Genomic DNA, 582 nt, shown 5'->3' on the forward strand with positions numbered 1-582 from the left:
CTGTTGCGGCCGAGATCAATTTTAAGTGTTCATGCATATAATCGCTGTTGGCAAACGGGGCGAGAATGGCTTCCGTGGCGCCTGTTGCCGGACACACAGCCCCAAATAAATACGCTGATTCAAACTGTTGCTGTTTTACTGCTCGTGGCCGAGTCCCTTTCTCAGCCCAGATAAGAGTGGTGGTGTTTTGTTGGCCAAATCGGGCTTCATCTTGAAACCAAACATCAATGGGATCGAGTGCAACGTGTCCTGGGGTGTTAAGGATCATTGCCATTGGGAAGTTTTTTAAAAGACTCTTGCACAGCTTCAGATTGCTTCGGATGACGTGATCTCGTCGTGCTCCACGAAAAGCCTAATTGATGTAGTAAACGGTAGAGATTAGTTTGCTTGAAAGTCACGCCAAATTCAGACTGGATAAAGTCGCCGACATCCTTGGCCATTAGTCTGCCACCTTGCTCAGATAGACTTTTGAGCTGGACGAATTCTGCTAGGGTTGCTAGTTGCGAGGAGGACAATTTAGCGGGACGTCCCGGATTTGGCTTGTCATTTAGGCCGGACAGTCCCAGGGAAAGATAAGTGGAG

1 pseudogene is annotated in these 582 nt (G+C 48.5%); it reads right to left on the bottom strand.

Going from position 1 to position 582, the window contains the following annotated elements:
* A pseudogene (locus H9J30_RS21550) lies at nt 1-582 on the bottom strand (IS630 family transposase); the annotation flags it as partial.

The sequence above is a fragment of the Shewanella cutis genome, from assembly GCF_022410515.1.
In the GTDB taxonomy this organism is placed as follows: domain Bacteria; phylum Pseudomonadota; class Gammaproteobacteria; order Enterobacterales; family Shewanellaceae; genus Shewanella; species Shewanella cutis.